We start from the raw sequence: 26,371 nt of genomic DNA, 5'->3' as shown, positions 1-26,371 counted from the left end.
TGCGATGACTACTGCTTCCGATGTTTCGCTCGACCCGATTGTTTATCTGAACGGCGAGCTGGTGGCCTTGTCCGAAGCGCGCGTGCCGGTTCTCGACCGCGGCTTTATTTTCGGCGACGGGATTTACGAAGTCGCGCCGTTGTACGCCCACGCGGGCGGCCGTAGCGCGTTTCGCTTCGGGCATCATCTGGCGCGCCTCGGGCGTTCGCTGGACAAGATCGGCATCGTCAATCCGTTCGACGCTGCAGGCTGGCGCGAACTGATCGAGCGCGTGGTTGAGGCCAATGAAGCGGACGCCGGCCTGCGCGCCGATCAGGACGCGATTGCCTACGTTCAGATCACACGGGGCGTCGCGAAGCGCGGTCACGCGTTCCCGGCCGGCATCCAGCCGACCGTGTTCGTGATGGTCACGCCGCTGAACCTGCCGGACGCCGCGCAGCGCGCGCAGGGCGTGCGCTGCGTCACTGCTGAAGACCGTCGCTGGCTCAATTGCGACATCAAATCGGTGTCGTTGCTCGGCAATGTTCTGATGGCCCAGTACGCAGCCGAAAACGATGCGTTCGAGACGATCCAGTTTCGCGACGGCATGCTGACCGAAGGTTCGTCGTCGAATATCTGGATGGCGAAAGACAACGTGTTGTATGCGCCGCCGCGCAGTCACAAGATTCTCGAAGGAATTCGCTACGGTCTGATCGAGGAGTTGACGAGCGAGTGCGGCATTCGCTTCGAAGCGCGCGAGATCGCCGAAGCAGAATTGCGTGAGGCGGACGAGATTCTGGTCAGTTCCGCCACCAAGGAAGTGCTGCCGGTCACGCAACTCGACGGCCACCCGGTGGGCAACGGCAAGCCGGGCGCGGTGTTTGCGGCGTTGTACACGGCCTATCAGCGTGCCAAGGCCAAGGAAGCGCAAGACGCGCAGCAAGGAGTGGAAAGTGGATCCCGCGAAAGAATCATTGCTTGAGTTTCCATGCGATTTCCCGATCAAGATCATGGGTAAGTCGCACCCCGAATTCGCCGAGACGATCGTCACGGTGGTTCGGCAGTTCGATAACGAAGTCGATCCCGCTCGTGTGGAAACGCGGCCGTCCAGCGGCGGCAATTACACCGGTTTGACGGTTACGGTGCGTGCCACGAGCCAGGTGCAGCTCGACGATATCTACCGCGCGCTCACCGGCCATCCAATGGTGAAAGTGGTCCTTTAAAGCCTGGCTTCGTGTCTCTGGTTTACGGCGTGACGCGCAATGCGTCCGCCGCCAGATCGGCGCTTGCCGCAGGCCCCGCCTCGCAAGCCCGCTCGAAAAGCTGCTTGAAACGCCCCACTTCTTCGAATACCCAATCGCGAAACGCCTTGACTCGTGCGGTTTCGAGCATCTGCGGCGGACAGATGAAGTAGTACTGCCATGGGCTCGGTCCATCCACATCGAATAGCCGCACAAGGCGGCCTGCTGCGATCTCGTGCATCGCCAGCGAACGGCGCGTAAGCGCAATCCCCTGGCCGTCGATGGCCGCCTGCAGCAGATTTGACGAATCCTGATACAGCACGCCGCGCTTCGGTTCTTGCCAATCGGTGAGGCCGGCGGCGTCGAACCACGGGCGCCAGAGCTCGTCATCCGAACGCAGCAGCGGGACCTTGGCCAGATCGGCCGGCGTTTGAGGCAGCTTGCCGCCGTTGAAATTCGGCGCGCAGGCCGGAAAGAATATCTCCTCCAGCAGTAACTCCGCATGCAGCCCCGAATATTTTCCGTAGCCGAAGCGGATCGCCACGTCGACGTCGTCGCGCGCGAAGTCCGTGAGCGCGTTGGTGGACAGCAGTTCGAGGTCCCACTGTGGATGCGCCTCGATAAAGCTGCCGATGCGCGGCGTTACCCAGCGCGCTGCAAACGAGGACAGCATGGAAACGACAAGGCGCCGCTCGCGGTCGCCGGCGCGGATTTCGAGGGTGGCGTCGGCAAGCGCCATCAGCGCGGTGCGCACGCGCGTGGCATAGCGGCGGCCCGTGTCCGTGAGCCGTACGCGCTTGCCGTCGCGGGCAAATAGCGTGACGCCCAGTTCGGCCTCCAGCGCGCGAATCTGATGACTGACGGCGCCGTGTGTGACGAATAGTTCGTCCGCCGCACGCGAGAAGCTCTCGTGGCGGGCAGCGGCTTCGAACGCCTTGACGGCGTTCAGCGGAGGTAATTGCCGGAGGTCCATCGCAATATTTCTCACATAGAGGTGAAAATAGATCGTTTTGCGTAAACCCTTGCTACGCCTAGGATTGTAGTCGCGAAACGAATTTTGGCGAGGGCATCATGCGAGAAATTTCCTCTAGTATCGCTTTTGAAATCCGCAACGGCGAAACCATTCCTATGAAGGTAGCACGCAGCACCAAGCTGGTCGTGCACGGCGGCGCGGTGTGGGTCACGCGCAGCGACGATACGGAAGACTACTGGCTGCAACCCGGTCATACGCTGCGGTTGCGGCGTGGCGAACGGTTGTGGTTGAGCGCCGAAGGCAGCACGCAGGCGAAGGTGGCGTTTTCGGTGCCAACGCGCTGCGATGAACGTGCGCTGAACTGGTTCGTGCGGGTCAGCGAACGGCTGGCGGCCCGCATGCGTGGCGGTTGGCGCACGGTTTGAGCGCGGGAGGGCGCTGTTCCCTAAAGCTGGCAGTTCCGGCGGGAATTCCCAGATTTCGGTAAACTGTCGGGATCATGTGCGCCACCCCGGTTTCTCCGTCTCCCTTGCCCGCCACGGCGCCGCTTACGCTGCGCTGGCTCGGCAACGAACCTTACGAAGCCAGTTTCGAGGCGATGCGCGCGTTCACCGACGAGCGCACCGCAGATACACCCGACGAAATCTGGCTGGTCGAACACCCCCCCGTATTCACGCTCGGCCAGGCCGGCGACCCGGCGCATCTATTGGCCGCCGACAGCGGTATTCCGCTTGTCAAGGTCGACCGGGGCGGACAGATCACGTATCACGGACCCGGACAGGTGGTTGCCTACCTGCTGCTGGACCTACGCCGACGCAAGCTGATGGTGCGCGAGATGGTCACGCGGATCGAGCAGGCCGTGATCGATACCCTCGCGGCGTATAATCTCGGCGGAGAACGCAAGGCGGGCGCCCCTGGTATCTACGTGACGCCCGGGCCGGACGCCGGGCTGCATGCCGGTGCCAAGATTGCCGCGCTGGGTCTGAAAATCCGCAATGGCTGCAGCTATCACGGCGTGAGCCTGAATGTGAACATGGACTTGCAGCCGTTTCTGGCCATCAACCCATGCGGCTACGCGGGGCTCGAAACAGTCGATATGGCAACGCTGGGCGTTGCCGCTGGCTGGGACGACGTGGCCCGTACCTTTGCAGCACGCCTCACCGCAAACCTCGACGGCAGTCCCGCGGCCGTCGCCCAACCGCAGGCCGGTGCTCTCACCGCCTGACTGGACCGAACGAATGACTGACGTTACCGCGAACCTCGCAGCTTCTCCTGTTCCTGATGCCGTGCCGGCTACCGTTGCAGCCTATGACGCCACCGCGAAGCAGAAAGCGCAAGCCAAAACCGCTCGTATTCCCATCAAGATCATCCCGATCGAAAAGCTGAAGAAGCCAGACTGGATTCGCGTCAAGGCGGCCACCGGCAATTCGCGCTTCTACGAAATCAAGCAGATCCTGCGTGAGCACAACCTGCACACGGTGTGTGAAGAAGCGAGTTGCCCGAACATTGGCGAATGCTTCGGCAAGGGCACCGCGACGTTCATGATCATGGGCGACAAGTGCACGCGCCGCTGTCCGTTCTGCGACGTCGGCCACGGCCGCCCCGATCCGCTCGATGTGGATGAACCGGGAAACCTGGCTCGCACCATCGCCGCGCTGAAGCTGAAGTATGTGGTGATCACGAGCGTCGACCGTGACGATTTGCGCGACGGTGGCGCGGCTCACTTCGTGGAATGTATCCGTCAGACGCGCGAGCTGTCGCCGGAAACACGCATTGAAATTCTGACGCCGGACTTCCGTGGCCGTCTGGATCGCGCGCTCGGCATTCTGAACGCCGCACCGCCTGATGTGATGAACCACAACCTCGAAACAGTGCCGCGTCTGTACAAGGAAGCGCGCCCCGGTTCGGACTATGCGCATTCGCTGAAGCTGCTGAAGGACTTCAAGGCGCTGCATCCGAATGTTGCGACCAAGTCAGGCCTGATGGTCGGCCTTGGCGAAACCGAAGAAGAGATCCTGCAAGTGATGCGCGATCTGCGCGAGCACGACGTTGACATGCTGACGATTGGCCAGTATCTGCAACCGTCGGAACACCATCTGCCGGTGCGCGCGTATGTGCATCCGGACACGTTCAAGATGTACGAGGAAGAAGCGTACAAGATGGGCTTCACGCACGCAGCGGTAGGCGCGATGGTTCGCTCGAGCTACCACGCCGATTTGCAGGCGCATGGAGCGGGGGTGGTCTGAACGGTTCAGTGTGTTTGTTGTCAGTTTGAAAATGCAAAGCCCGCACGTGTTGCGGGCTTTGTTTTTTTGCGGGGGGAGTGAGCGGTTCAGCAGCGCTGCCCGGCAATCTGCCTGCGTTGCCGGGCGGTAACAACGCGCGAGCAGCTGCAAGTCATGGACATCACGCCGCCGAACGGCCAGCTTGCGCTAAGGCATCCCTCGCCGTCATCATTCGCTAGAACCCGCCCACTGCCCGCCGCAACAGTCACACCGATCCAGCTCAACGTGAAAAGCAATGCTCGAACAGCGTAATTAGCAATCGCGGATTAATTAGAACCGTCCCCGGACAAACTCCCTATAGTCGAAAGCCTCCCAGACAACACACACTAAAGGGGCTTCCCGATGAACCGCTTGCTTCGTCCGCTCGCCGCGTTTGCTACGCTGCTCGCGCTGTCCGCGCCATTTTCTTCCGCTGCACACGCCGACACCAAAGAGGTCGTGATCGCGTATCAGGACATGGTCGTGCCGTGGCGCTATGCGCAGGCAACCGGCGAAGTGGAAAAAGCCACCGGGTACAAGGTCACCTATCGCAAGCTCGGCAGCGGCGCTGACGTGATTCGCGCGCTGGCTTCCGGCTCGGTGCAACTCGGCGAAGCAGGGTCGAGCCCGATCGCAGCGGGGCTGTCGCAGGGCGTCGATATTTCGCTGTTCTGGATTCTGGACAATATCAACGACGCCGAAGCGCTGGTCGCGCGAGACGGTTCGAATGTCACCAGTGTCGCCGGTCTGAAGGGCAAGAAAATTGGCGTGCCGTTCGTGTCCACTTCACACTTTCACACACTGGTCGCACTGCAGAACGCCGGCGTGAATCCGTCCGATGTGAAGATCGTGAATCTTCGTCCGCCTGAAGTCGCGGCAGCGTGGGCGCGCGGCGACATCGACGCGACTTACATCTGGGACCCTGTTCTGGCGAAGGTGAAGAAAAACGGCAAGGTGCTGATCACGTCGGGTCAGGTTGCACAGCAAACCGGGAAGGCGACGTTCGACGGCTTTGTCGTCGACCGCAAGTTTGCTAGCCAGAACGCGGAGTTTGTGGCGCGCTTCGTGAAGGTGCTGGCCGCGACTGACGCAAGCTACCGCGATCACACGTCGGCATGGACCGCGACGTCGCCGCAGGTTGAGGCGGTTGCGAAGGAATCCGGCGCCACCGCACAGGAAGTGCCGGCGAGCCTCGCGCTGTATGCATTCCCGACGCCGGCCCAGCAGGCCTCGAATGCATGGCTTGGCGGCGGCGCGCAATCGGGCGCGGCTAAGTCGTTGGCCGCGACCGCTGTGTTTCTGAAGACGCAAGGCACGATTCAGAACGTGCTGGCCGATTACTCGACCGGCGTCGATCCGCAGTTCGTGCAGCGTGCGGCACATTAACTTTTGAGCATGGTTATCCATCAGCACCATGAGGCACGGCGATGAGCGGTCTTGAGATCCGGCGGCTGCACGTCGCCTACGAAGGCGCATGCGGTGCGGCGCCGCATATCGCGCTCGCTGACGTCGATCTGCGCATCGAACCGGGTGAGTTCGTCGTCGCGCTGGGTGCATCGGGCTGTGGCAAGACAACCTTGCTGAACTGCATCGCTGGCTTCATTCAACCGACCGAAGGCGAAGTGCGTCTGAACGGTGAGCCCGTGCTTGGGCCCGGTGCGGACCGTGGCGTCGTGTTCCAGAAGTACGCGCTGATGCCGTGGCTCGATGTGCTCGGTAACGTCGCGCTCGGCTTGCGGTTTCAACGTGTGCCGAAGGCGGAGCGCGAGCGCATCGCACTGAAGATGCTGGCGCTGGTTGGGCTTGAGACGCATGCGCGTTCGCGGGTCTATGCGCTATCGGGCGGCATGCAGCAGCGCGTGGGCATTGCGCGCGCGTTGGCAAGCGATCCGCAAGTGTTGCTGATGGACGAGCCGATGGGCGCGCTTGACGCGATGACGCGCGAGTCGATGCAGGAACTCGTGCTGGACGTCTGGGGCCGTACACGCAAGACGGTGTTCTTCATTACGCACAGCGTGGAGGAAGCACTGTTTCTGGCGACCCGCCTCGTCGTGATGACGCCAGGCCCGGGCCGTATCGCCGAGAGCTATGAGCTGCCCTTCGCGCGGCGCTTTCTCGAGACTCGCGATGCACGCGAGGTCAAGTCGTCGCCAGAGTTCATCGAATGGCGTGAGCGGCTGGTGCGCCGTCTGCACGAACGGACTGAACAAAATCAGGAAGAGGTGCTGTCGTGACAGCTTCGCGCGAATCTTTGGGCAATGTGCCTCTGACCCAGGCAAGCGAGCCGCCGCGACGTAACGCGCGCCCGGTGCGCGGCTGGCGCTTACCGGGCGAAGGTCCGACTGCGGCGCTGAGCGCGGTCTCGGTAACGACGCTTGCGGCGCTGTGGTGGTTCGCTACGCATCTGCACTGGCTGCCGCCGCTATTTCTGCCAACGCCCGAGGCCGTTTGGGCCGCGTTTCTGGACGCATGGCACGGACGCATTCAAGGCGGCCTGCCGCTCTCCGAGCATCTCGCTTGGAGTGCGCTGCGCGTGTTCGGCGCGTTTGCGCTGGCCGCGGTCACGGCGGTGCCGGTCGGAATCTTGATGGGTGTGAGCCGGGTTGTACGCGGCTTGCTCGATCCGCCGCTGGAGTTCTACAGGCCGTTGCCACCGCTTGCGTATTTGCCGCTGGTGGTGATCTGGTTCGGTATCGACGAGACGGCGAAGATTGTCGTGATCTACCTCGCCTGTTTCGCGCCGATTGCAATGGCGGCACGTGCCGGCGTGCGCAGTGCAACCATCGAGCAGATTCATGCGGCGTATTCGCTGGGCGGCCGTTTCACACAGATCGTGCGCTTTGTGGTCCTGCCGGCGGCGTTGCCAGAGATCCTGACCGGCTTGCGGATTGCGATCGGCTTTGGCTGGACCACCTTGGTGGCCGCCGAGATGGTCGCAGCCACCGCCGGTCTCGGTCAGATGGTGCTCAATGCGTCGAGCTTTCTGCGTACCGATGTGGTGGTGATGGGCATCGTGCTGATCGGACTGATCGCGTGGTTGTTCGATCTCGGCATGCGTGCGCTGGAGCGGCGGCTGGTGCCGTGGAAGGGGCGTGTGTAGTTGGTGCGGTCCAGGCGGCACCAGTCGTAAGTGACAGGAAGCGCCTCTGATACCAGCGGCAAGTGGAAGCCGCCTTCCGCCCGACGCTCAGGCAAGGCACAGCCAGCTTTCAGCGAAATAATTCAATCACCGGCCAGCCGCGTTCCGTGGCGATGGCGCGCAGACGCGGGTCGGGATTGGTCGCGACCGGATGCGTAACACGCTCAAGCAAAGGCACGTCGTTGATCGAATCGCTATAGAACCAGCTCTGCGGAAAATCCTGCAGACGATGACCGAGCGAAGCCAGCCAGTCCTCGGTGCGTGTGATCTTGCCTTCGCGGAAAGTCGGCACGCCGACGGCGTTTCCAGTAAAGCGCGCCAAAGGATCGCCGCCTTCGGTGCCGAGGTCGATGCCCAGCAGATGTTCGAAGCCAAGCGCCTTGCCGATCGGCTTCGTGATGAACACATTGGTGGCAGTGACAATGCAGCACAGGTCGCCTGCTTCGATATGACGTTGCACGAGTTCGCGCGCGGCCGGCAGGATTGCCGGCGCAATCACATCCTCCATGAATTGCGCATGCCACGCGTCGAGCTGCTCGCGCGAATGGCGAGCCAGCGGCGCCAATGTGTAGTTCAGATAGGCGGCCATGTCGAGCGTGCCGGCCACATACTGCCGGTAGTAATCGTCGATTTCTTCCGCATGCTGCGCGGCGCCTTCTATACCCAACCCGGCAATGAAGTGAGCCCACGCCTGATCGCTGTCGAGCGGCAGCAGCGTATGGTCCAGGTCGAACAGCGCAAGGTTGCGGCTCATCCAGAGTCCTCGTGATGTCGTGATGAAATGGGCAAACCAGGTGATCGAGCGAGTCGCGTCGCGGGCGATGATCCGGCACATAGCAACATAGCCATTCACAGTTTGGCACGAGCGTATATTTAAAAGCACAAAATTACAATAAGGCAAAAATGTGCAACACTACTGTCATAAACAGCCCGGGTGCCGGTTCGTGCGGCATGCGGTTCGGGTCATGGCAGCAGGAACGGATGCGCAGTGCCTTATGTTGATTCTCCTTAACCTTCTGGCTGGTGTGGCGCTCCTCGTGTGGGGATCGCACATCGTACGTACCGGCATCCTGCGTGTGCTCGGCGCCGACCTGCGCAGCGTCCTTGGGCGCAGCACCAGTAGTCGCTGGCGGGCCTTCTTCGCAGGCGTTGGCGTTACGAGCCTCGTGCAGAGCAGCAATGCAACGGCGGTGATCGTCACGTCGTTCGCTGCGCAGGGTCTCCTGCCGCTCACCAGCGGCCTCGCGATCATGCTTGGCGCCGATGTCGGCACCGCGCTGATGGCACGGTTGCTCACGCTCGATTTGTCATGGCTGTCGCCGATCCTGATTCTGTTCGGCGTGCCGCTCTTTCTGTCGCGCAAGCAAACGCGCCTCGGTCAGCTTGGCCGCACGCTGATCGGACTGGGCTTGATCCTGCTGGCGCTGCACCTGATCGTCGAAGCCGCTCAGCCAATGACGCAAGGCGCCGGCGTGCGTGTGATGTTCGGCGCGCTGACCGGCGATACGATGCTCGACGCGCTGGTCGGCGCGGCATTTGCGGTGCTGTCCTATTCGAGCCTCGCGGCGGTCCTGCTGACGGCGACGCTCGCCTCGTCCGGCGTGATTTCGCTGAAGGTGGCGCTGTGTCTCGTGATCGGCGCGAACCTCGGCAGCGGCTTGCTGGCGCTGATGGGCACGCTTGCGCAGAACACGGCGGCGCGGCGTCTCGCCATGGGCAGCCTGGCATTCAAGCTGGCTGGCGCGTTGCTGATCCTGCCGTTCGCGCCGCTGCTTGCACGCGGGCTGCCGGTGCTGATCGCGAATCCTCGCGAAGCGGTGGTCGGCTTTCATGTGATCTACAACACGCTGCGTTGCTGCGCATGCCTTTCGCTGATCGACCCGGTGGCGCGCATCTGCACACGGGTGTTGCCGGACCGGCCGCTGCCCAACGGCGAATTGCGGCCGTTGCATCTGGATGCCGCCGCGCTTTCCACGCCTACGCTCGCACTCGCGCACGCCGCCCGCGAGGTGCTGCGCATTGGCGACATCGTGCGCACCATGCTCGATAACGTCGCGGACCTGATTCATGACAACAGCCTCGAGAAGGCGCGCGAAACGGTCCGTATGGACGACGACGTGGACGAACTGTATGCGGCGGTCAAAACCTATCTGACGCTGATCTCGCGCGAGCAGCTCGACGAGGCCGATAGCCGCCGCTGGACCGACATCATCTCGTTGACGATCAACCTGGAGCACGCGGGCGACATCATCGAACGAATCGTCCGCGATATCGAGGAAAAGAAGATCGCGCACCGGCTGTCGTTTTCGGAGGAGGGGCTCGGTGAACTGGACGATCTGCAGGCACGGCTCGTCAGCAACCTGCAGCTCGGCCTGTCGGTGTTTCTGAATAACGATCTGCGTTGCGCCGAGCAACTGCTGGCGGAAAAAGAGCGCTTTCGTGATCTCGAGCGGGCGTATTCATACAAACACCTGGACCGGCTCGCCGGGCAAACCTTGCGCAGCATCGAGACCAGCGCGTTGCATCTGGATCTGATCAGCGACATGAAGCGGCTCAATTCGCTGTTCTGTTCGACGGCCTATCCGGTACTCGACGCAGCCGGCGCGCTGCACGACACGCGTTTGCGCAAGCGCGTGCTCGACACGATACATGTGAAGGAATGAGGCGTTCGCGCACGGCCCCGAACATGCCGGCGCCCTAAGCCAGAACGATCTCTTCCAGCTTCTTTTTGAGCGATGCAAAGTCGGCGGCTTCGGCCGCCTTTTTGTTGGTGACGAGCACATCGATCCGATCGACCGGACAGTACGAGATCCGGCTGCGCTGACCGATCTTGCTGTAGTCGGCGAGGATCACCACGCGGTCTGCGTTAGCGACCATGGCGCGCGCCACTTCGGTTTCAGCGTGATCGTAATTGGTCGCGCCATGCCGGTGGTCGATGCCGACAGGCGAGAGCAAGGCCATGTCCGCACGATAACGCTGGATGTCGAGCACGGTGGTGGCGCCGGTAGTCGCCATTGCGCGGTCGCTGATCGAGCCGCCCAGCAGGATCACTTCGTTGGCCGCCTCCGTTTGGTCAACGGCGCCGCGCATTTTCAGCGCGACGTCGATGGAGTTGGTGACGATCGTCAGGTTCGCCAGTTTCGCCAGCTCTTCAGCGAGTGCCGCCGTGGTAGTGCCCGCGTCGATGAAAAGTGTCTGACCGCTCGCAATCAAACCAATGGCCGCCTTGGCAATCGCCGTTTTGGATTTGACGCGCATGTGGGCGCGTTCGGCGATGGGTGCCTCGTCGGCGGGTTTGATCGCGCCGCCATGCACGCGCCGCAATTCACCGAGCGCTTCCAGGTCGAGCAGATCGCGCCGCACGGTTTCGCGCGACACCCCGAGGTCCGCCATGATCCGTTCGGTCGACACGCGTTGAAGCGTCGACAGCAACGCGCGAATTCTCTGATGACGGTCTTCCTGCCACATGCATTTTTCCTTGGATGCGAACGCGCGTTCACAGGGCTTGTTTTTAATGATGCCATCGTGGGCACGGATGTGTGTCCGGACGATGTCAAGCGTACTACCTTAGCCGAATTGTGTTGTATTTTTTTGGCAGCTTGCAAGTTTGTGTATTTCATCTTAGCCTTCGCAGATCAAAGCGTGGCGCCTATTTCGAACATCAAATGTTCGAAAAGGAATTGAAATGTCTCATTTCGAGCATTTCGCGGCGTTTTTTGGCAATTTGATTGACCCATATCGTTGCCATAATGGATCCGGGGATTTGCCGCCTGATCAATTTGCTGCTGTATGCGCCGCTGCCTGGAAGTCACACGGTTCGGCATCCTGACAATAGGATTGCAGGGCCGTTGCGACCCGGATGGCGCACGGCATTGGCCGTGTGGCCAGCTACCGCAGCGCTGCCCATTGGCGCGATACTACGCGCGGGGCTCACGCGTAAAGGCTGCAAGGCGCAGTTGTGGCATGGAGGCAGTGGCAGCCGGGAACGTGTCGAGAGCATACTAGTCCGCTCTATCTGGAAGGTAACGAGACGTGGGAAACGGGATTGATCGCACCTTATCCGCAGACTGGCCGTATCCGAGGCTGATTGCGCATCGCTGTGGCGGCACGCTGGCGCCGGAAAACACGCTGGCCGGTTTCGACGCTTGCGTGCGCTACGGCTACCGCATGGTTGAGTTCGACGCCAAGCTCTCCGCCGACAACCAGCTCTTTCTGTTGCACGACGACACGCTGGAACGCACGACCAACGGCCATGGCGCCGCTGCTGAACACACGTGGGAACAACTGGCCGCGCTCGACGCCGGCGCGTGGTTTGGGCCGCAGTTCGCCGGCACGCACCTGCCGACGCTCGCCGAGGCCGCTGGGCGTTGCGCGCGGGATGGCATTGCCGCCAACGTCGAAATCAAACCGTGCCCGGGTCGCGACGAGATCACCGGGCGCCTGGTCGCAAGCGGCGCACTGACTTTGTGGCAAGGGCAAACGCCGCCGCTCCTATCATCGTTTTCGTTCGAGGCGCTCGCCGCAGCGCGCGACGCGGCGCCCTCCCTGTCGCGCGGCATGCTGTTCGAAGATGTCCCGGCTGACTGGTTGCGCATCGTGCGGGAACTGGATTGCGTGTCGTTGCACGCGAGCCACCGGCATCTGACCGAGCCGCTGGTCGCCGAAATCAAGGCAGCCGGGCTGCGCGTGCTGGCCTACACGGTGAATGACCCGGCGCGTGCGCAGTTGCTTGCGCAATGGGGCGTCGACATGATTTGTACAGATCGCATCGATAGACTGGAGCACGACATGTTTTCAGCGCGGGCGAACCCAGACTGAGCATGACGCGGGTGCGAGCTTGCACAGGCGTGCGCCCATAGAGCTAGAAATTAGAAATTTTCCAAACGTAGCAATTTCGGCAGAGGATGGGGAAGACTATGAAGCGCACCGCGTTAGCTCGTTTACTTTCGATGTCGGCCGCTGCGGGTGTTGCCGCAGCCGGCGTGAGCAGCGCTTCGGCCGCGCCGCTCGACGCACTGGTTGCCGCCGCCAAGCAGGAAGGTCAACTCACCGTGATCGCGTTGCCGCACGATTGGTGCAACTACGGTCAACTGGTGGCCGGCTTTCAGAAGAAATACGGCATCAAGATCAACGAGCTGAATCCGGATGCGGGTTCGGGCGACGAAGTCGAAGCCATCAAGGCGAACAAAGGCAACAAGGGTCCGCAAGCGCCTGACGTGATCGATGTGGGTCTGTCGTTCGGTCCGACCGCGAAAGCCGAAGGTTTGCTGCAGCCGTACAAGGTCGCTTCGTGGAACTCGATTCCGAAAGAGTCGAAAGATGCCGACGGCTATTGGTATGGCGATTACTACGGCGTGCTGTCGTTTGAAGTGAACGCCGACATGATCGACAAGGCGCCGTCCGACTGGAGCGATCTGCTCAAGCCAGACTATAAGAATGCCGTTTCGCTGGCAGGCGACCCGCGCACGGCCAATCAGGCAATCCAGGCTGTGTTCGCCGCGGGCCTGTCGCAAAGCAAGGGCGACGTGAGCAAGGCCGACAAGGCCGGACTTAAGTATTTCGCCGACCTGAACAAGAACGGCAACTTCGTACCGGTGATCGGCAAGGCCGCATCGCTCGCGCAAGGCACCACGCCGATCGTCGTGCGTTGGGACTACAACGCGCTGGCTGACCGTGACACGCTGAAGGGTAATCCGAAGGTGCAGGTGGTGATTCCGAAGACGGGCGTTGTCGCCGGTGTGTACGTTCAGGCGATCAGCGCCTACGCACCCCATCCGAATGCCGCCAAGCTGTGGATGGAATACCTGTACTCGGATGAAGGCCAGATCGGCTGGCTGACCGGCTATTGCCATCCGATGCGCTACACCGAACTGGTGGCGGCGAAAAAGGTGCCACAGGCTCTTCTCGACAAGCTGCCGCCGCCGTCGTCATACAAGAATGTGGTGTTCCCGACGCTGTCCCAACAGGACGCCTACAAGGACGCCATCACGAAGCACTGGGACGAAGCGGTCGGCGCGAACGTCAAGTAATCGTCTCGACGCAAGCGGTTGCGGCGGTTGCGGAGCAGCGATCAATCGCATGCTGCACACGCTGCCGTTGCTAACCGCAATATGCAGATTCAAAGCTGACGCGCCGCTTGACGAGAGCGGCGCGTCAGGCGTTAGCCAGAAAGCCCCAAGGGTGAGCTATGAGCGCTTCATCGGATGCTGGAGCGGTGCCGCCGGAATTGCTGGTTCCGCCTGTGCCCACGCCAACGCCTCGCGTCGACGGTCCGCGCCGCGCGTCGCAGTTCCTCGCCTGGATCGGTGTGGTGCCGTTTTTTACCTTCGCGCTATTGTTTCTGATTTTGCCAACCGGCTTTCTGATGGTCGGCGCATTTCAGGATTCGCAAGGTCACTTTACGCTCGGCAACTTTCGCGACCTGCTCCAGCCCACGGTGATGGACGCCTACTGGATCAGCTTCAAGGTAAGCGCCGCTTCCGCGATCGGCGGCGCATTGATCGGCTCGCTGCTCGCATGGGCAGCGGTGCAAGGCAAATTGCCCGGCTGGATTCGTCCTACCTTGATGACGTTCTCCGGGGTCGCTTCCAATTTTGCCGGCGTGCCGCTCGCGTTCGCCTTCATCTGTACGCTGGGACGCGTCGGTCTGGTGACCGTATTGCTGAAGAAGTACCTCGGCCTCAATCTATACTCGACGGGCTTCAGCGTTCTGAGCTTCTCCGGCTTGACGCTGACTTACCTGTATTTCCAGATTCCTTTGATGGTGCTGATCGTCACGCCCGCGCTCGACGGCCTGAAGCGCGAATGGCGTGAGGCTTGCGACTGCCTCGGCGGCACCGCCTTCCAATACTGGCGCCACGTTGCGTTGCCGGTGTTGTGGCCGAGCGTGCTTGGCGCGACGCTGCTGCTGTTTGCCAACTCTTTCGGCGCGGTCGCCACGGCTTATGCGCTGACCGGCAGTTCGCTGAACATCGTCACGATCCTGCTGTACGCGCAGATTCGCGGCGACGTGATGCACAACCAGAATCTCGGCTACGCACTCGCGCTCGGCATGGTGCTTGTAACCGGGCTGTCGAACGGCGGCTACATCTGGTTGCGTTCACGCGCTGAAAGGGGCCGTCGATGAAAAGCCAGTCGCGTGTGGGCGCGTGGACCGCGATGATTGTCGGGGCGCTGTACTTTCTGATTCCGTTGCTCGCCACCTTCGAATTCAGCCTGCGCATGAAGCGCGGGGTCTACAGCTTCGAAGCGTATAGCGTCGTGCTGAGCGATCCGCGTTTTCAGGCTTCATTTGGTTATTCGATCCTGATGGCGGTGCTGACGATTATCGTCGGTGTGCTGCTCGTGGTGCCGACCGCGTACTACGTGCAGTTGCGCTTGCCGAAGCTGCGGCCGGTCGTCGAATTCATCACGCTGTTGCCGCTGGTGGTGCCGGCGATCGTGATCGTGTTCGGCTATCTGCGTATCTATAACAGCAGCTCGATTCTGCCGCTCACCGGCAACGAACGCGCAACCGACCTGTTACTGGTGTTCGGCTACGTGACGCTCTCGCTGCCGTACATGTATCGCGCGGTCGACGCCGGTTTGCGCGCGGTCGACGTGCGCTCGCTGACCGAAGCCGCGGAATGTCTCGGGGCGAACTGGCCGACGATTCTGTTCAAGGTGATCTTTCCGAATATCCGCTCGGGCATTCTGTCTGGCGCGTTTCTCACCTTTGCGGTGGTGATCGGCGAGTTCACGCTGGCGAGTCTGCTCGACCGGCCCGCATTCGGCCCGTATCTGCAATTGATCGGTGCGAACCGCGCGTACGAACCGTCGGCGCTTGCGATCATCGCGTTCGTGATTACGTGGGCGTCGATGGGTTTGATTCAGGTATTCGGTTCGGCCCGCGCGCTTAGCGGCCAGAAAATTTGACGGACTCATTTGACCGACTAAGGTAGCGAATCATGGCATTCCTTGAGATCGAAAATCTGCACAAGTCCTTCGGGGCGAACACGGCGTTGCATCACTTCGACATGAAGATCGAACGTGGAGAATTCATCACGTTCCTTGGGCCGTCGGGTTGTGGCAAGACCACGGTGCTGCGAATGATCGCCGGCTTCGAAACGCCGACGCGCGGCATCATCCGGCTGGACAACAAGGACGTGACGCACCTTCGGACCCGGCAACGCAAGGTCGGCATGGTGTTTCAGTCGTATGCGCTGTTTCCGAACATGACGGTGGCCGACAACATCGGCTTCGGGCTGAAGATCACGCATCGTCCGCAGGCGGAGATCAGCAAGCGCGTCGAAGAGATGTTGCAACTGATCAAGCTGCCGCATCTGGGTGAGCGTTACCCGTGGCAATTGTCGGGTGGTCAGCAGCAACGCGTGGCGTTGGCGCGCGCATTGGCCGGCAAGCCGCAGGTGCTGTTGCTTGACGAGCCGCTTTCGGCGCTCGACGCGAAGATCCGCATTTCGCTGCGCCAGGATATTCGCGCGTTGCAGCGTGAACTGGGTATCACGTCGATTTTCGTGACGCACGATCAGGAAGAGGCGCTGTCGATCTCCGACCGCATCGTGGTGATGAACGAGGGGCGTGTCGAACAGGTCGGCACGCCTTCGGAGATCTACAACTATCCGCGCACGCGTTTTGTCGCATCGTTTGTCGGCACGTTGAACATCCTGGCGGGGCATGTGATCGACCCGAAAACCGGCAAGATGGCCGTCGACGGTCAGGAGTTGACCACCACGCAGGAACTTCCGGCAGACGACGCGGGCAAGAAACGCATGCTCGCACTGCGGCCTGAAGCCATTGTGCTGGAGCCGGCCGCACCGGGCCGCAACACGTTGAACGCAACTGTTGAAGAAGTGAATTTCCTCGGCGCGGTGGTGCGCATCAGAACGCGCGTGAAAGATGCGGTCATTTCACTCGATGTGTTCAACGACCCGAATCGCGGCTTGCCCGAACGGGGACAGCCGGTGTCGCTCGGTTTCTCACACGAGAACTTGTTGGTACTCGAAGAGGGCGGGGCATAGAAACCGAACAGCAGTGCCAGGCGTGGGCGAAAGCCGCGCGTACGGCTGGGTGGTTTCTGCTGACGCGTGCGAAAGCCCTGCACGCAGGCTGAGCAGTTTCGGCTGAACCAGGCGAAAGCCGCAGCCCCAAAGGCTCTCCGGGTTTTCCCGAACTCAGCGCCTCGAGGGATTCCGGATTCCCCGACACCTCTTGTCCGGATTTCCGGAATCCCGGACGACGCGCGTCGTAACACGCCAAAAAACCTATAAAAATCAAAGCGCTCAGCCCAGTATCAAGCTGGCATCGACCTTGCAATTTAGATCACGCGGCCGCAACGGTCCGACAACTAAAGCAAGGAGACAACGATGGCTGATTTCCCTTCCCGGTATTTCTGAATTCGTCGTCTTGTCGCGGCCTAATGCCGTGCACAGGTGTGACGAGTATTCGTTCGCATGATGCGCAGCGTGGCAGGCCTTGAGCTCACCCATATCGCAGGAAACATCGTGAAGAAACCTATCCACAAAGTGCTGTACGTCCAGGTGATCGTGGCGATCATCATCGGCATCGCGCTCGGCCATTATTCGCCGGACTTCGCCGTCGACATGAAGCCGCTCGGCGACGGCTTCATCAAGCTGATCAAGATGGTGATCGGGCCGATTATCTTCTGTACGGTGGTGACGGGTATCGCCGGCATGGAAGACATGAAGAAGGTCGGGCGCGTCGGCGGCAAGGCGTTGCTGTACTTCGAAATCGTCTCGACGTTCGCACTGGTGCTTGGCCTGATCGCGACGCATGTGCTGAAGCCGGGTGTCGGCTTCAATATCGATCCGGCCACGCTCGACGGCAAGGCTGTCGCTTCGTATGCCGCGAAGGCACACGGCCAGACCACGGTCGACTTCCTGATGCACATCATTCCCGACACGCTCGTGTCGGCCTTCGCACAGGGTGAAATCCTGCAGATCCTGCTGATTGCGCTGCTGTTCGGTGCAGTGCTGGCCACGGCCGGTGAGAAGGGCAAGGTCGTCACGAACTTCATCGACGGACTCTCGCATGTGTTGTTCGGCATTGTGCGCATCATCACGAAGCTGGCGCCGATCGGCGCGTTCGGCGCGATGGCGTTCACGATCGGCAAGTACGGCATCGGCTCGCTGCTGCCGATGCTCAAGCTGATCGGCACGTTCTATCTGACTTCGATCGTGTTCGTGGTAGTCGTGCTCGGCATCATCGCGCGTGCGGTGGGCTTCAACATTCTGCGTTTTGTCGCGTACATCAAGGAAGAGATGCTGATCGTGCTGGGCACGAGTTCGTCGGAAGCCGCGCTGCCGCAACTGATGCTGAAGCTCGAAAAGCTCGGCTGCTCGCGCTCGGTGGTGGGCCTCGTGGTGCCGACCGGTTACTCGTTCAACCTCGACGGCACCAACATCTACATGACGATGGCCGTGCTGTTCATCGCTCAGGCGACGAACACCGACCTCACATGGATGCAGCAGCTCACGCTGCTGGCGGTCACGATGCTGACGTCGAAGGGCGCGAGCGGTGTGACGGGTGCGGGCTTCATCACGCTGGCCGCAACGCTCGCCGTGGTGCCGACCATTCCGTTGTCGGGCATGGTGCTGATTCTCGGTATCGACCGTTTCATGAGTGAATGCCGCGCGCTGACGAACATCGTCGGCAACGGCGTGGCGACGGTCGTGGTGTCGGCATGGGAAAAGGAACTGGACCGCAACAAGCTGAACGCCGCGTTGCGGGGAGACGTGGCGGTCAAAGAGCCGGCTGGGGTTTAAGCCGGACCTGCCACACGACTCCGATTACGGCCGCGGAGGTCTACGTATGAAAACGGCGGCCGCGCGCCGTGATCCCGCGCCGTCGGCCGACGAAGCTCGCGCCGACGGCGCGTCGCCTTATGCCACAATGTCCGATCCTCTCCGATCGGGAATTGCCAACGTGACGCGCCGCCTGCTGATCCTCTTCGCGCTCGTCGCCGGGCTCGTGGCGGCGTGCGGACTCACGTACAGCATCGCGTGGCAGCGCGGCATCGACAATTTGCGGCACAACGCCGCGGTGCGGGTCGATCGCACCGCCAGCGCGCTGAAAAGCACGCTCGAGCGTTATGAATCGCTGCCTTATCTGCTGGCCGAACATCCCATTGTGCAAGACGTGCTGGTCAATCCCAGCCCGGGCAACGTCGAGCGCGCCAATCTTTATCTCGAGGACCTCAACCGCCATGCGCGGGCAACGGTCACCTACATCATTCCCCTCGACGGCTATTGCGTCGCCGCGAGCAATTGGCACGGGCCGGGCAGTTTCATTGGCGCGGGTTATCAATTCCGGCCGTATTTTCTCGATGCGGTGAAGGGTGGCGTGGGCCGCTTCTTCGGCATCGGCACGATTTCGCAGGCGCCGGGTTACTACATCTCGCAGCCCGTGCGGCGTGACGGCAAGATCGTCGGCGTAGCGGTCGTTAAACTCGATCTCGAATGGTTTCAGGGCGCGGATGCGTCCGAGCCCCTGGTTGTCACCGACGATCACGGCGTGATCTTTCTGTCGTCGGTGCCGGCGTGGAAATATCACACGATCCGGCCGTTGTCGGGACCGGTCGCCGATTCGATCTATCAGGCGCGCCAGTACGCGCAGCAGCCGATCGCGCCGCTGCCGGTGACGATCGAGCGCACGCTCGAGGGCAATGCGCAGATCGTGCGTATCGGCGGTGGCCGTTATGCACCGCGCTATCTGGCGTCGCGGCGCGGCATGGGCGAGCCGGACTGGCATCTGATCACCATGTCGCCTGTCGATCCGGTCGACGCCGACGCGCGCAATACAACCATCGTTACCGGTCTCGGATACGTGTCGCTCGTGTTGTTCGCGTTCTACTGGAGAATGCGCCGCGCCCGGGTGCGCGAAGTGATGCGCAGTCGGGCGTTGCTGCAAAAAGCCTACGCGGAGCTGAATCAGCGGGTGGCGGAGCGCACGGCCGATCTGTCCCAGGCGAATGAACAATTGCAGAAGGAAGTCGCCGAGCGTACGCGCGCCGAACAGGAACTGCGCGCAGCGCACGATGAACTGATCCAGGCCAGCAAGCTCGCTGCGCTGGGTCAGATGGCGGCTGGCATCACGCATGAATTGAATCAGCCGCTCGCTGCGCTGCGCGGTTTCTCCGACAACACGCGCGTGCTGCTCGATCGCGGCGACCAGGCTTCAGCGCGCGAAAATCTTGAAGCGATTGCGGCACTCACCGAGCGCATGGGCAAGATCACCAATCAGTTGAAGCTGTTCGTCGGGCGCGCGCGGCCGCGCAGCGCGCGTGCGCCGATCATGCGAGCGTTGCGCAACGTCATCGCGCTGCTGCAAAAGCGCCTGCAAGGCGTTGAGGTCGAGTTCGCTTTGCTCGATGTCGATGTCGATGTCGATGTCGATGTCGATGCCGATGCCGATGTCGGCGCGCGCACGCATCTGAATCTGGCCGACGATCATCCCGATCTGATTGCCCATTGCGACGATCTGCGCCTCGAACAGGTGCTGATCAATCTGCTCGGCAATGCGCTCGACGCAACGGAGGAGATGACACCGCCGCGCATTTCGATCGACATCGAAGCCACTGAGTCGAGCTTGTCGTTCGCCGTGCGCGACAACGGCCCAGGCATTCCCGACGACGTGCTGCCACGCCTGTTCGAACCGTTCTTCACGACGAAGGAAATGGGTCACGGGTTAGGGCTTGGCCTTGCGATTTCATCGTCGATTGCGCGCGACTGCGGCGGCACACTGGTGGCGCGCAACGCACCGGGCGGCGGTGCATTATTCGTGTTGACGCTGCGCCGCGCGCGCGTGCAGACGAGCCACACATCGGACCCGCTCACCACGGGCTCCTGAATCAGACGAGAACCCCATGCTGAATCACGGCTTGCAAGTGCTGTATATCGAAGACGATGAACTGGTGCGGCGCGCTAGCGTGCAGAGTTTGCAACTGGCGGGCTTCGACGTGATCGGCCATGCCTCGGCGGAATCCGCGGCGAAGATGATCAGCGCGGATTTCTCCGGAGTGATCGTCAGCGATATTCGCTTGCCTGGCGCGAGCGGACTCGAGCTGCTTGCGCAGTGCCACGAGCGCGCGCCGGACGTGCCGGTGATCCTGGTCACCGGTCACGGCGATATTTCGATGGCCGTGCAGGCAATGCGTGACGGTGCGTACGATTTCATCGAAAAGCCGTTCGCATCCGAGCGTCTGATCGAAACCGTGCGACGCGCACTGGAGCGGCGCAAGCTGGTGCTGGAGAACCTCGCGCTGCGCCGCGAGCTGGCCGGGCAGAACACGGTGGCGCCGCGCATCATCGGCCATAGTCCGGCGATCGAGCAGGTGCGCCGTCTGATCGCGAATATCGCGCCGACCGACGCGTCGGTGCTGATCAACGGCGACACCGGCGCGGGCAAGGAGTTGATCGCGCGCAGTCTGCATGAACTGTCGCCGCGGCGTGACAAACCGTTTATCGCGGTGAATTGCGGCGCGTTACCGGAGCCGATGTTCGAATCGGAAATGTTCGGCTACGAACCCGGTGCATTCACGGGTGCGGCAAAACGGCGGATCGGCAAGCTCGAGTATGCCTCGGGCGGCACACTGTTCCTCGACGAAATCGAGAGCATGCCGCTCGCGTTGCAGGTCAAGCTGCTGCGCGTGTTGCAGGACGGCGTGCTGGAACGGCTCGGCTCGAATCAGCCGATTCGCGTGAATTGCCGCGTGGTGGCTGCCGCGAAGGGCGACATGGTGGAGCATGTCGCGGACGGCTCGTTCCGTCGCGATTTGCTGTACCGGCTGAACGTGGTGACGATCGCGTTGCCGCCGTTGAGCGAGCGTCGCGAGGACATCGTGCCGTTGTTCGAACACTTCCTGCTGGATGCAGCGGTGCGTTACCAACGCCCCGCGCCGATTCTCACGGACCGGCAGCGCGCGAGCCTGATGCAGCGCGAATGGCCGGGGAATGTGCGCGAACTGCGCAATGCCGCCGACCGCTTCGTGCTCGGCGTGGCCGACGATCCGGTCATGTCTTTCTCCGATGATGGCGCAGCGACCCAGCCGTTGAAGGAACGTGTCGAGCAGTTCGAGCGGGCGGTGATCGCGGAGGCGTTGGCGCAGGCCGGCGGTGTAGTCGCGGTCGCGGCAGACAAGCTGCAGCTTGGAAAGGCGACGCTCTACGAGAAGATCAAGCGATATGGCCTTGCGGCCAAAGGAGAGGGGGAACGGTGAGAATTTGAAGCGCCGGCGGCGAGATGCGACGCCGGCGTGTTCGAGTCAGAGCGCTTTACTTCAGGCGTTACGTAGCAATCGGGCGGCAATCAGGCCGCGTTCAGCGCTTTTTCCAGCAACTGGTCGAGTTCCGCGAATTGGGGCTCGCCGACGTAGCGCTTCAGAATCCTGCCGTCCTTGTCGACCAGAAAGGTGGTCGGCGTGAGCTGGACATTGCCGAACTGCTTGGCGGCCGAGCCGTCGTCCATCGCAACCTTGAACGGTAACTGGCGCGTTTGCGTGTAGTTGGCCACGTACATTGGCGCGTCGTAGTTCATCGCAACGGCGACGAACTCGAGCCCTTTGCCCTTGAAGCGGTTATAGGTCTGGACCATCTGCGGCATTTCTTTCATGCAGGTGTCGCAACTTGTCGCCCAGAAATTGACCAAGTAGACCTTGCCTTTCAGGTCGGCGGTCGAGACTTTCTGGCCCGACAGCAACGTAAAGGTCGCATCGGGCACGCGCTGCTGACCGGCGAACGCGAAATAGCCGGCAATCGCAATCGCGATGGCCACCACGGCGATGATGATGGTGCGAATCGGATTCGCGCGCCGTGCGGCGGTGGACGGGGTGGAACTCATGAACGGAACCTCGAGAGTCGCGCAGAAGGCGCGGGACAGTGCTTCGGCTTGGGCTTTAAACCCAGTACTGCTTGGCGTCGCTATTGTAGCCCCATTCCGGTCGCGCGGCAGAGGGCGGCCCAGGAGGGGATAATGGCGCTTTATGTTCCTGTCAGCCCGATCTTCTGTACCCATGCTCCGAACCGCTTTTCGTTTCCTCGCCCGCATCTCGACAATCCCGTTTGACTGCCCCGTTAGTCAATTCTCAAGTTTCTCCTTGACCGGCGGCCGTTCGGCCTGCGCCGCTTCCGGCTTGCAGCGTGCGCGTGCCGTACTCGGCACGGTGGCTTGCGCGCTGGTGTTGGGCGGCGCATTGGCTGCGTGTTCGCCGACCTTTGACTGGCGCACCATCATGAACAACGACAACGGCTACACCGTCGACCTGCCGGCCAAGCCAGGCAACGATCAGCGCTCGGTCCAGATCGACGGCACGCCGATGCAGATGGCGATGCAGACAGCCGAAGCCGGCGACGCCGTGTTCGCGGTCGGCACAGTCATGCTGCCGAACGACAACGAAGCGACGCAGCGCGCCGCCCTCGAATTCTTGCGCACGGGCCTCGCCCGCAATGTCGGCGCCCCGCCGGACGCGCACGCGGTGCAAATCCCGCTCGCCGCCGGCGGTCAGGTGCTGGGTCTGGAAATGAAGCTGACCGGCGAGGCCGGTTCGCAGCACGAAACGCGAACCGTCTATGCGCGGCTGGTTGCGCGCGGCCGGCATGTGTATCAGGCGGCGATCATCGCTTCCAAGCCGCTGCAACAGGAGCAGATCGACCAGTTTTTTACGTCGTTCCAACTGTATTGAGAGCGGTAGTTTAGGGCGATTCAATGCACTGCGAGATCACGGTGCACAGTGAAAGTTCCTTCGCAGGATCGCGCGCTAATTCCCGGTTTACGTTGAAGTTTTTCGGTTACTCACAAAGCCTGTGGATAACTCTGTTGAGAACTTCGCATTTTTTGCCTCAGATGCCCATCCCGTGGGCATTCTGTCAGATTGAGCCAACTTAGGGTCGTCGAAAAAAATCAATCAAATCAATGCTTTTTTGACCTGCGCTTCCGTGCGCCTTTCAGATGTTTCAAAATTTATCTGGAACGCGCATATGTGCATAAGTCAAGTCTTGACAGTAGATTTTTCGCCTTATACCGACCCAAAAGCCCGGCGATATTGAACGGCTTCACCGATCTGCGCGGCGCTCGGCATGGCGGTGCCGGCGAGGTCAGCGATGGTCCGCGCCACCTTCAGAACCCTGTAATAAGCACGCGCCGACCAGCCGAAGCGTTCGCCAGCCTGGCGCAGTAATGCTTCACCGGCTGCGTCGGGACGGCAGACCTCGTCTACTTCTCGTCCGCCCAGTTCCCGGTTGGTTTTGCCCTGCCTTGCCAGTTGCCGCTCACGAGCGGCATTCACCCGCTGTGCGATCGTCGCGCTGGCTTCACCGATTGCGGTGGAGCGTGCCGACAACTCCGCCGGCGTGAGCGCCGGAATCTCGATCTGGATATCGATCCGGTCGAGCAGCGGCCCGGACAGCTTGCGCAGATAGCGCGCCGCGATCTCCGGTGTGCAGCGGCAGCGGCCGTTGGGGTCGCCGCGCCATCCGCATGGGCAAGGGTTCATCGCGGCGATCAACTGGCAGGCTGCTGGAAAATCGGCTTGCAAGGCCGCGCGCGAGATTGTGATGCGACCGGCCTCGAGGGGTTCGCGCAGGGTTTCCAGCACATGGCGGTCGAATTCCGGCAGTTCATCCAGAAACAGCACGCCCAGATGCGCCAGGGTGATTTCGCCGGGTTGCGGCGGATTGCGCCCGCCGACCAGCGCGGGTGCGCTCGACGAATGATGTGGCGCGCGAAACGGCCGTTGCCGCCATTGCGAGGGCGTAAAGCCGGTCCGGCTGGCGGACAGCAATGCTGCCGAACTGAGTGCTTCGTCGTCGGTCATGGGCGGGAGCAGGCCTGGCAGGCGAGCAGCGAGCATCGATTTGCCCGCGCCAGGTGGCCCGACCAGCAAGACATGGTGTCCGCCGGCCGCGGCCACTTCAAGTGCGCGGCGTGCGCCGCGCTGGCCGATCACGTCGCTCATGTCGGGAGTCGCGGCCGCCGTGGTCTCGCTGAGGTCGGGTGCCGCGACTGGGTAGAGCCGGGCGTCGGGCGCGCCGGCCAGATGCGCGCACAGCGATGGCAAGTCGGTGGCGCCGTAGACATCGACACCGGGCACGAGCGCCGCCTCGGCCGCACTTGCCGCAGGCAGGTAGAGCTGCGGGGTGGATTGAGCGGACGTCTCGGACATCGTGGGTTCACCCGAAGTAATACGAGTAGACGCACTGGCAGGAGCAGAAACGCCGCCCAGGCTGCCGTGAGACGCGCCGCTGCGAGCCGTCCCGCAGGCCATCGCGAAGGCCCCGCGCATTGGTCGTAGCGCCCCGGTCAGTGACAGTTCGCCGGCGAACTCACGATGCAGGAGCGACTCGGCCGGAATCTGCCCGCTCGCCGCCAGAATGCCTAAGGCGATCGGCAGATCGAAGCGGCCGGATTCCTTTGGCAAATCGGCGGGCGCGAGGTTGACAGTGATGCGCCGCACAGGGAAATCGAAGCTGCAGTTTTGCAGCGCCGCGCGCACGCGCTCGCGGCTTTCGCGCACTTCCAGATCTGGAAGGCCGACGATCGAAAAAGAGGGTAGTCCGTTCGCGAGGTGAACCTCGACGGTTACTTCGGGCGCGCGGCCAGAGGCCGGCGCGCGACTGCGAACCACGGCAAGCGACATGTTTTCTCCCGTCGGACGGCGCGCCGAGGGCGCGCTCGAGTCCCCTAAAACGCTGATGACGTCACGGCTCGCTTGCCAGTGATGTGCAGCACTACGCAGCTAAGGCGCTGCGAGCAAAGCCTCAGGACGATTGCGTCGTGACCGGCAGCTTCTGTTCGAGCTCGGCGACGCGGCGCTCCAGCTCTTCGAGGCGCGCGCGAGTGCGCACCAGCACCTGGGTCTGCGTATCGAATTCCTCACGCGTGACCAGGTCGAGCTTGGAAAAGCCTTGCGACAGCATGGCTTTCACGTTGCGTTCAACATCTTTGGCCGGCGAGTTCTTGAACAGCTCGCTCATCCGGGCCTGAAAATCGTTAAAGACATCGTTCGGTTGTTTCATTGCGTTTCCTTTGGTGCACAAAAAATGTGCATGTTTCGTTGCGTCTGTGCTTTGTTACGTTGAATGGGCCGTCTTGGTGCATGACCGATTGAGTGCCGCTGCAACATGAGCCCGTTTGGTGCGCGCTCAAACGTTAAAAGCCTTCGAACACTCTAGCAATGATCCATGCGCCGCGCCAGCATGCCCCGCCAACGTTGGCCATCCGGCCAGGGCCGCTTGCGCCCCTTTTGCAGCATGCCGGGGGGCGAAGTCTGACACAACATGGCACGCGAGTTGCTGTTACTGCCCCGCGCGCACTGCCAGGTGCTTTTTACCGGCAGCGGAACGAGACCACGCGAACGGGTTACAGGTACGCAAACAGGGTTACGCAACGGGTTACGCAACTTAGCGAGGGATTTCATGAAACTCATTACCGCAATCATCAAGCCGTTCAAGCTCGATGAGGCGCGCGAAGCCTTGTCGGCCATCGGCGTCTCAGGCATCACGGTGACGGAAGTCAAGGGTTTCGGCCGCCAGAAGGGCCACACGGAACTGTATCGGGGCGCTGAGTACGTCGTCGATTTCCTGCCGAAGGTGAAGATCGAGGCCGCTGTCTCGGACGACATCGTCGACCAGGCGATTGAGGCGCTCGAGCGCGCGGCACGCACCGGCAAGATCGGCGACGGCAAGATTTTTGTCACCGCGATCGAGCAAGTGATTCGGATTCGCACCGGGGAGACCGGCGCGGACGCTCTGTAATACCAAAAGAT

General features: G+C 61.8%; 26 protein-coding genes. 19 read left to right on the top strand and 7 right to left on the bottom strand.

Annotated features, from left to right (window positions below):
• The first annotated feature begins 4 nt into the window (after positions 1–4).
• Positions 5–961, top strand: coding sequence for a D-amino acid aminotransferase (locus ACUN0E_RS40090; protein WP_445570066.1), 957 nt, complete (start codon positions 5–7; stop codon positions 959–961).
• Positions 933–1,202: a DUF493 family protein gene (locus ACUN0E_RS40085; RefSeq protein WP_445570065.1), complete on the top strand. Its 270-nt coding sequence runs from the start codon at positions 933–935 to the stop codon at positions 1,200–1,202. Before ACUN0E_RS40090 ends, ACUN0E_RS40085 begins: the two co-directional genes overlap by 29 nt.
• Positions 1,203–1,224: 22 nt before the next feature.
• Here ACUN0E_RS40085 and ACUN0E_RS40080 read toward each other — a convergent pair whose 3' ends face one another.
• Positions 1,225–2,193 (bottom strand): transcriptional regulator GcvA, encoded by a 969-nt coding sequence (locus ACUN0E_RS40080; protein ID WP_445570064.1) that lies wholly within the window; start codon positions 2,191–2,193, stop codon positions 1,225–1,227.
• A 98-nt stretch (positions 2,194–2,291) separates the two neighbouring features.
• Here ACUN0E_RS40080 and ACUN0E_RS40075 point away from each other — a divergent pair, with 98 nt between their 5' ends.
• The 6 genes from ACUN0E_RS40075 (at position 2,292) to ACUN0E_RS40050 (ending at position 7,557) form a co-directional block, all read left to right on the top strand.
• A complete protein-coding gene (locus tag ACUN0E_RS40075) occupies positions 2,292–2,618 on the top strand; it encodes a DUF2917 domain-containing protein (protein ID WP_408231755.1) in 327 nt (108 codons plus the stop codon).
• A 74-nt stretch (positions 2,619–2,692) separates the two neighbouring features.
• On the top strand, positions 2,693–3,418 hold the full coding sequence (gene lipB, locus ACUN0E_RS40070; protein ID WP_408231758.1) for a lipoyl(octanoyl) transferase LipB: 726 nt from the start codon (positions 2,693–2,695) through the stop codon (positions 3,416–3,418).
• Between the two features lie 13 nt (positions 3,419–3,431).
• A complete protein-coding gene (lipA, locus tag ACUN0E_RS40065) occupies positions 3,432–4,439 on the top strand; it encodes a lipoyl synthase (RefSeq protein ID WP_445570063.1) in 1,008 nt (335 codons plus the stop codon).
• Positions 4,440–4,820: 381 nt separating this feature from the next.
• Positions 4,821–5,843 carry a taurine ABC transporter substrate-binding protein gene (gene tauA, locus ACUN0E_RS40060; RefSeq protein ID WP_445570062.1) on the top strand — a complete coding sequence of 341 codons (1,023 nt, stop codon included), beginning with the start codon at positions 4,821–4,823 and terminating at the stop codon, positions 5,841–5,843.
• Between the two features lie 41 nt (positions 5,844–5,884).
• On the top strand, positions 5,885–6,691 hold the full coding sequence (locus ACUN0E_RS40055) for a taurine ABC transporter ATP-binding protein (protein WP_445570061.1): 807 nt from the start codon (positions 5,885–5,887) through the stop codon (positions 6,689–6,691).
• Positions 6,688–7,557 (top strand): ABC transporter permease subunit, encoded by an 870-nt coding sequence (locus ACUN0E_RS40050; RefSeq protein WP_408231770.1) that lies wholly within the window; start codon positions 6,688–6,690, stop codon positions 7,555–7,557. Before ACUN0E_RS40055 ends, ACUN0E_RS40050 begins: the two co-directional genes overlap by 4 nt.
• Positions 7,558–7,666: 109 nt before the next feature.
• On the opposite strand, the gene ACUN0E_RS40045 is transcribed toward ACUN0E_RS40050, so the two are convergent.
• Positions 7,667–8,350: a histidinol-phosphatase gene (locus ACUN0E_RS40045; protein WP_408508766.1), complete on the bottom strand. Its 684-nt coding sequence runs from the start codon at positions 8,348–8,350 to the stop codon at positions 7,667–7,669.
• Positions 8,351–8,591: 241 nt separating this feature from the next.
• Here ACUN0E_RS40045 and ACUN0E_RS40040 point away from each other — a divergent pair, with 241 nt between their 5' ends.
• Positions 8,592–10,259: a Na/Pi cotransporter family protein gene (locus ACUN0E_RS40040; protein ID WP_408231776.1), complete on the top strand. Its 1,668-nt coding sequence runs from the start codon at positions 8,592–8,594 to the stop codon at positions 10,257–10,259.
• A gap of 34 nt (positions 10,260–10,293) precedes the next feature.
• On the opposite strand, the gene ACUN0E_RS40035 is transcribed toward ACUN0E_RS40040, so the two are convergent.
• Positions 10,294–11,064, bottom strand: a complete 771-nt coding sequence (locus ACUN0E_RS40035; protein ID WP_169485360.1) for a DeoR/GlpR family DNA-binding transcription regulator — start codon at positions 11,062–11,064, stop codon at positions 10,294–10,296.
• Positions 11,065–11,628: 564 nt separating this feature from the next.
• Here ACUN0E_RS40035 and ugpQ point away from each other — a divergent pair.
• The 8 genes from ugpQ to ACUN0E_RS39995 all read left to right on the top strand — a co-directional run bounded on the left by ugpQ (position 11,629) and on the right by ACUN0E_RS39995 (position 21,829).
• Entirely contained in the window at positions 11,629–12,414 is a 786-nt protein-coding gene (gene ugpQ, locus ACUN0E_RS40030; RefSeq protein WP_445570060.1) for a glycerophosphodiester phosphodiesterase, read from the top strand.
• Between the two features lie 98 nt (positions 12,415–12,512).
• Complete coding sequence (locus tag ACUN0E_RS40025; protein WP_445570059.1) at positions 12,513–13,625, top strand: ABC transporter substrate-binding protein; 1,113 nt, start codon at positions 12,513–12,515, stop codon at positions 13,623–13,625.
• A gap of 158 nt (positions 13,626–13,783) precedes the next feature.
• Entirely contained in the window at positions 13,784–14,722 is a 939-nt protein-coding gene (locus ACUN0E_RS40020) for an ABC transporter permease (RefSeq protein WP_408231785.1), read from the top strand.
• On the top strand, positions 14,719–15,510 hold the full coding sequence (locus ACUN0E_RS40015; protein ID WP_408338752.1) for an ABC transporter permease: 792 nt from the start codon (positions 14,719–14,721) through the stop codon (positions 15,508–15,510). Before ACUN0E_RS40020 ends, ACUN0E_RS40015 begins: the two co-directional genes overlap by 4 nt.
• Positions 15,511–15,542: 32 nt before the next feature.
• A complete protein-coding gene (locus ACUN0E_RS40010) occupies positions 15,543–16,613 on the top strand; it encodes an ABC transporter ATP-binding protein (RefSeq protein ID WP_408231788.1) in 1,071 nt (356 codons plus the stop codon).
• Positions 16,614–17,096: 483 nt separating this feature from the next.
• Complete coding sequence (locus tag ACUN0E_RS40005) at positions 17,097–18,377, top strand: dicarboxylate/amino acid:cation symporter (protein ID WP_408508765.1); 1,281 nt, start codon at positions 17,097–17,099, stop codon at positions 18,375–18,377.
• A gap of 46 nt (positions 18,378–18,423) precedes the next feature.
• Entirely contained in the window at positions 18,424–20,460 is a 2,037-nt protein-coding gene (locus ACUN0E_RS40000; protein ID WP_445570058.1) for a sensor histidine kinase, read from the top strand.
• A gap of 16 nt (positions 20,461–20,476) precedes the next feature.
• Positions 20,477–21,829, top strand: coding sequence for a sigma-54-dependent transcriptional regulator (locus ACUN0E_RS39995; protein ID WP_408231797.1), 1,353 nt, complete (start codon positions 20,477–20,479; stop codon positions 21,827–21,829).
• 89 nt (positions 21,830–21,918) lie between these two features.
• On the opposite strand, the gene ACUN0E_RS39990 is transcribed toward ACUN0E_RS39995, so the two are convergent.
• Both ACUN0E_RS39990 and ACUN0E_RS39985 read right to left on the bottom strand, forming a co-directional pair.
• Positions 21,919–22,449, bottom strand: coding sequence for a TlpA disulfide reductase family protein (locus tag ACUN0E_RS39990; protein WP_408231800.1), 531 nt, complete (start codon positions 22,447–22,449; stop codon positions 21,919–21,921).
• A 237-nt stretch (positions 22,450–22,686) separates the two neighbouring features.
• Positions 22,687–22,854, bottom strand: a complete 168-nt coding sequence (locus ACUN0E_RS39985) for a hypothetical protein (RefSeq protein WP_445570621.1) — start codon at positions 22,852–22,854, stop codon at positions 22,687–22,689.
• Here ACUN0E_RS39985 and ACUN0E_RS39980 point away from each other — a divergent pair.
• Positions 22,787–23,290, top strand: coding sequence for a hypothetical protein (locus ACUN0E_RS39980; RefSeq protein WP_445570595.1), 504 nt, complete (start codon positions 22,787–22,789; stop codon positions 23,288–23,290). The two genes, ACUN0E_RS39985 and ACUN0E_RS39980, sit on opposite strands and share 68 nt — an antisense overlap.
• A 333-nt stretch (positions 23,291–23,623) precedes the next feature.
• On the opposite strand, the gene ACUN0E_RS39975 is transcribed toward ACUN0E_RS39980, so the two are convergent.
• The gene (locus tag ACUN0E_RS39975) at positions 23,624–25,243 is read right to left on the bottom strand and encodes a YifB family Mg chelatase-like AAA ATPase (protein WP_445570057.1); all 1,620 of its coding nucleotides are present in this window, start codon (positions 25,241–25,243) and stop codon (positions 23,624–23,626) included.
• Between the two features lie 121 nt (positions 25,244–25,364).
• The gene (locus tag ACUN0E_RS39970) at positions 25,365–25,622 is read right to left on the bottom strand and encodes an accessory factor UbiK family protein (RefSeq protein WP_408231809.1); all 258 of its coding nucleotides are present in this window, start codon (positions 25,620–25,622) and stop codon (positions 25,365–25,367) included.
• A gap of 399 nt (positions 25,623–26,021) precedes the next feature.
• Here ACUN0E_RS39970 and ACUN0E_RS39965 point away from each other — a divergent pair, with 399 nt between their 5' ends.
• Positions 26,022–26,360: a P-II family nitrogen regulator gene (locus tag ACUN0E_RS39965; protein WP_144111091.1), complete on the top strand. Its 339-nt coding sequence runs from the start codon at positions 26,022–26,024 to the stop codon at positions 26,358–26,360.
• Positions 26,361–26,371 lie beyond the last annotated feature (11 nt).

The sequence above is a fragment of the Paraburkholderia sp. D1E genome, from assembly GCF_052682275.1.
The sequence above is the reverse complement of the archived record's forward strand: the minus strand, read 5'-3'. Positions and strand labels throughout refer to the sequence as shown.